The organism is Vibrio sp. S457-15, from assembly GCF_000960545.1.
Taxonomy (GTDB): Bacteria; Pseudomonadota; Gammaproteobacteria; order Enterobacterales; family Vibrionaceae; genus Vibrio; species Vibrio parahaemolyticus.
Window position 1 is genome coordinate 1 of the sequence record NZ_JYOQ01000152.1, and the last position, 4,606, is coordinate 4,606.

Here is a 4,606-nt window from a genome sequence, read left to right on the forward strand (position 1 = left end):
GCATATAACAAAGCGTTTAAGAGGGATTTGGCACGCGTGGCATTTTTAGTATGCGTTGGGTTCAGTGTTTAAGGCGCTATGCGGTAGCTTTTGTATTGCGTGCCTGCACCCCTTAACGCGGCGTTATGCGAACTTCGGGTTAGAGGATACATGACAAATCAAATAAAGGATAACTGCAAATATCTAGGCTCCGAATATCAAATGCCTTTTTGTTTGGGTTTTCCTGTCGATAATTCGAAGATTGAGGAGTTGAGTCTTAGCGATCTTGAAAGTATCGATTCAAATGGTATCTATTTTTCGACAGCTTGCTGGCGTAATTATATTGCAACCTGGGAAGTACAAGGTAACAAGCTATATTTGGTTAACCTAGAAGGGAAATACCGCCTTGTTGATAATGAGCCTTTGTTTGCGAGTTGGTATTCAGGAATATTTGAATTGCCTCAAGGCGACTTGGTTGACTGTAACGTAGAGTTGGGTTTTCAACTAAGTTATACAAAGGCAGTAAAACTCAAGTTTGTCTCAGGTGTTTTGGTAGAACGCACCCTCAGGGACGTTATCTAAAAAAGTGCGCATAACAAAGCATTTAAGAGTGACTCTCAACGCTTGGCGATTTTAGTTTAAACTTGGTTTTAGTGTTTAAGATGCAGTGGTTTGGGTTAGGTGTTTAGCGTTGTTCGCACCTTAATGCGGCGTTAGCTTTAAAAGGGTTATTTATGTCAAAGTATTATTCTGAAGCTCCTTTTACTTATCCAGACAAAGATGAAGTGTTGGAAACCCGAAGGATTAAGCATGAAAAGCACTTGGACTATTTCTATGGTGATTTTTGGTGTACATATGTGGACAGTGAAAATGACTGTTACCTAGAGTGCGACAAAGGGCATTTTTCAGTAAAGTTTGAAAAAGTGAAAATCACTCGAACTGAATATGAGCAACTGAAAAAATCAACGATCAGTGTAAAACAGGTTCTTATGCGTCACTAGCAATAAAGCTAACAAAGCGTTTAAGGCAGATTCGCAACGCTCGGCATTCTCGGTTTCAGTCGAGTTTTGGTGTTTACGGAGCAATGGTTAAGGTTGGGTGGTAGCGTTGCTCACTACTTAACGCGGCGTTAGCTTTCTAGAAGTCGATCGCATAGATGGCGATGATAAATAGGTCACTATTTCTTCTGATTGTATTAAGTACTTTCTTTTATTATCAACGGAATGAGAGTAATGAATAACGTTAGTCGTTTGCCTTATAAATTACCTAACAACGAAGCCGATGCGGTTAAATCATTGGCGAAGATATTGAATATCCCGCAACACTTAGTTCAAGGAGATCCTGTTAAAGTCTCGCAAGCTATGTCTGGAACCATCATGTATCGTCAGTTGGGCCGCAATGCTAGGCAACAAGCTATGGCAATTATACACAGCTTAAGTAGCTGTCCTTTAAAGAGTTGTCTCATAACAAGATGCACAGATGTGTTGGTAAATCCTCAATGGGGAGAGTGGTCACTGACTACTGAAGAGCTAACTGAAATTCTAAAATTTCATAATGACTTTAACCGATGGTCAAGTATCTTGGGAGCAAATCCTGGAGCTTATGGAGCAGGCGGAGCCGCTTGGAGTATCATCAAACAAGGTGCTAGCTCTGGGAATGTAGCTGTTTTGATTGCATCAATTGCTCTAGTGGGAATTCATGAGTTTTCTTATAGCGAAATGCAAAAGTACACGGCAGAGTTAGAAAGGCGAAAGTGATGTTTAAATATACAATATTGTCGCTATTTAGTTATCTAGTACTAATCTCTTTTTCTATATACTTGGGTTCTGCACTTTCAATCCCAGCTCTTCAAGGGAACAACATTATAGCGTTATTGCTACCCCTTATCGTTCTTAACTATAAGTTGAACATTGAGAAAGGCTTTAGCGGGGGGAAAGTCTTCATAGCATTTTTTGTATCGATAATCTATTGCTCTGTTTCGAGTATCGTTTCGTACATTCAACAAGCAAAGCTTCTTGATACAGTAGAAGCTAGTTTAGTGACTTTATTCCCTTTGGCTTTACTATGTATATTAATGGCGACAAAACGCATATAAAGCTAACAATCTGTTTAAGAGTGATTCGCAACGCGTGGCATTTTTACTATGCGTTGCGTTTAGTGTTTAAGGTGGTATACGGCGGCATCGGTATTGCGTTGCTCACACCTTAACAGGGCGTTAGCTTTTTGAGGATAAACGTTGATTCTGTATAAATATATGTCGTTTAAAGCGGCTATTTCTGTTATTGAAAATTCATCAGTTGGCTTCTCTTGTCTTGAAGATCTGAATGACCCATTTGAATGCACCGCTTTTGGATTCGAGGAAGGTGATAGTGATTCATTCGCAACTGCAAGCATGGCTACGAATGCGTGTAAAAACCGTTTTTCAAGAAACTATGGTGTGCTTTCACTTACTAGGCAACCATTGAACCCATTAATGTGGGCTCACTATGGAGACGAACATCAAGGTGTGGTAATTGGTTTTGATGCTAAATTAGCTGGATTTACAGATGAAGATGCATGCGTCATACCTTGTCAGTATGGAGAAATCGTCTATTCGGCAACCAAGCCACATAAAAATTTGCCTACCTTAAGTAGTGAAGAATTGATGAGTATAGGAAATGGCATCAATTTTAACTCTGACTCGTTTAATCTAGTCAAAAGGGCATTTTTGTACAAATCTATTGAGTGGAGCTATGAAGAAGAAGTTCGAGTTGTTAAGGACATATCAGCTCTACCGTTTAGCTACCATTTCGGTAAGGGGCGCAGTAACGCTTGGAATAAAATCTCAGTAGCAGGGCGTCCATTGTATTGTTTGGATATACCAGAAAATGCCATTAAGGAAATATATTTAGGTCGGCATGTATATAAGAATGTAACTAAAAAGAATGATTTTTCCGGTGATGAACTTAAAGATATCCTTCTCTCATGGGGACGCAAAGATTTAAAATTGTTGCAATGTAAGCCGGATGTACATTCATGGCAGTTAATAGCAGAACAATCAATCAACCAACAAAGCTAACAAAGCATTTAAGAGTGATTCGCAACGCTTGGCTGTTTCGCTTCGCTCAAGTATAGCCAAGCGCCGCTCACACCTTAATGCGGCGTTATGTTTCTAAGAGGAAATCATGTTTACATTGGATGTTGATACAGACCTAAAGCTTGCTTTGGTTTCTCCTAAATTTGCGCCTCACTACCTCGAAATTGTTAGTAGAGAGCGTGAGTATTTGAGCCAATGGTTAGCGTGGCCTCCTCACGCAAACAGCGAAGAGTTCTTCTTAAGTTTTATCCACCGCTCATTACATGATTATGCCGATGGTAAATCGCTTGTTTGTGGCATGATTTATAAAGACAAATTAGTCGGAAACATCAGTTTTAACAGCATTAACCATCAACTGAAAAAAGTGGAAATGGGTTATTGGTTAAGTGCTGACTATCAAGGTAAAGGTATCGTTAGTAGGTCAGTACTGAAGCTGATAGACGTTGCATTTACCGACTTGGACATGGAAAAAGTTCAAATATCGGCAGCAACGGGAAATCAACCCAGCCGAAATGTGTGTGAGCGTTTAGGATTCGTGCTTGAGGGGACAATGACTCGTGCAGAAAATTTAAATGGTCGCGTCGTAGATCATGCGGTTTATGGCTTAAGTCGTACATCGTGGCCAGAAACATAACAAACGCCTCAAGAGGGACTGTCAACGCGTGGCGTTTCCAGTCCCTATGAGCCGCGGTGGTTATGGTTGTTGTGTTTGAGTTTGGTGGTAATGCGTTGCCAGCCCCTTAGGCGGGCGTTATGTGCTTACCCCAAAACATATAGTATAATGTTCGCTTTGTTGCTTAACTAAATTTACGATGAATATTGTTGTACATGTGCATGATGGTGTAGCAAAGCACGGCTACGAAATGGGAACTCGGCAAGCATGGAAATGTGGAGATAAAGCTCACGAAGTGTATCGAGTTCTAGGTGTCATCAAAGGTCAGGTAGTAAGTGTTATCGAGGACGTTACGGCTGAATTGTCTACGTTCGACAACAACCCAGAACATCATTCCGGTAGCGATGGTCGCTATATATTCTTAGGTGGGAAGTGCTGGAACGAAAAGGAAATCTTTGCTCCAGATATGCCAAAGTTTATGTTCAAAAAGATTAAAGGCTTAAACCAAGGACATCGTTATTTAAGTGATGCTGAACTTGAAGCGAGTTTGTCATAACTGGTTAGTACGCACATAACAAACTGTTTAAGAGTGATTCGCAACGCGTGGCATTTTTGCTATGCGTTGCGTTTAGTGTTTAAGGTGGTGTGCAGAAGCATCGGTATTGCGTTGCTCACACCTTAACGCGGCGTTATGCTTACAAGAAGTTAGGATCATGAAATATACGAAAAATCAACATATGTTGTCTCAGTGGTTTTTAAGAAATTTTCGCAGTGATGACACTGCAAATGCACCAAAAGACAAGCAAAGGGTATGATCTGCTCCAGCCAGACTGGACACTTCATTAAGCGACATTTTTCTGTTCAAAGTTAACTGGGCTTAGATACCCAAGAGCACTGTGCCTTCTCGTCCGATTATAATCAACCTCAATGTACTCGAA

7 protein-coding genes are annotated in these 4,606 nt (G+C 40.6%); 6 read left to right on the top strand and 1 reads right to left on the bottom strand.

The annotated features are described in order from the left end of the window. Positions 1-150 precede the first annotated feature (150 nt). The 6 genes from UF05_RS16940 (at position 151) to UF05_RS16970 (ending at position 4,224) form a co-directional block, all read left to right on the top strand. Positions 151-561, top strand: coding sequence for a hypothetical protein (locus tag UF05_RS16940; RefSeq protein ID WP_045544986.1), 411 nt, complete (start codon positions 151-153; stop codon positions 559-561). Between the two features lie 152 nt (positions 562-713). Beyond that, complete coding sequence (locus tag UF05_RS16945) at positions 714-980, top strand: hypothetical protein (RefSeq protein WP_045544987.1); 267 nt, start codon at positions 714-716, stop codon at positions 978-980. A gap of 231 nt (positions 981-1,211) precedes the next feature. Then, positions 1,212-1,736 (top strand): hypothetical protein, encoded by a 525-nt coding sequence (locus UF05_RS16950; RefSeq protein ID WP_045544988.1) that lies wholly within the window; start codon positions 1,212-1,214, stop codon positions 1,734-1,736. Between the two features lie 479 nt (positions 1,737-2,215). After that, positions 2,216-3,037: a DUF2971 domain-containing protein gene (locus UF05_RS16960; protein ID WP_045544990.1), complete on the top strand. Its 822-nt coding sequence runs from the start codon at positions 2,216-2,218 to the stop codon at positions 3,035-3,037. A 106-nt stretch (positions 3,038-3,143) separates the two neighbouring features. Then, positions 3,144-3,689, top strand: coding sequence for a GNAT family N-acetyltransferase (locus tag UF05_RS16965; RefSeq protein WP_045544991.1), 546 nt, complete (start codon positions 3,144-3,146; stop codon positions 3,687-3,689). A gap of 178 nt (positions 3,690-3,867) precedes the next feature. Then, entirely contained in the window at positions 3,868-4,224 is a 357-nt protein-coding gene (locus UF05_RS16970) for a hypothetical protein (protein ID WP_020198239.1), read from the top strand. A gap of 286 nt (positions 4,225-4,510) precedes the next feature. Here UF05_RS16970 and UF05_RS24950 read toward each other — a convergent pair. Then, a partial coding sequence (locus UF05_RS24950) for an IS3 family transposase (protein ID WP_139045501.1) occupies positions 4,511-4,606 on the bottom strand: 96 nt, incomplete at its 5' end.

Coding starts and splice junctions, on each gene's coding strand:
- UF05_RS16940 (WP_045544986.1), top strand. CDS start 151: ATGACAAATCAAATAAAGGATAACTGCAAATATCTAGGCTCCGAATAT.
- UF05_RS16945 (WP_045544987.1), top strand. CDS start 714: ATGTCAAAGTATTATTCTGAAGCTCCTTTTACTTATCCAGACAAAGAT.
- UF05_RS16950 (WP_045544988.1), top strand. CDS start 1,212: ATGAATAACGTTAGTCGTTTGCCTTATAAATTACCTAACAACGAAGCC.
- UF05_RS16965 (WP_045544991.1), top strand. CDS start 3,144: ATGTTTACATTGGATGTTGATACAGACCTAAAGCTTGCTTTGGTTTCT.
- UF05_RS16970 (WP_020198239.1), top strand. CDS start 3,868: ATGAATATTGTTGTACATGTGCATGATGGTGTAGCAAAGCACGGCTAC.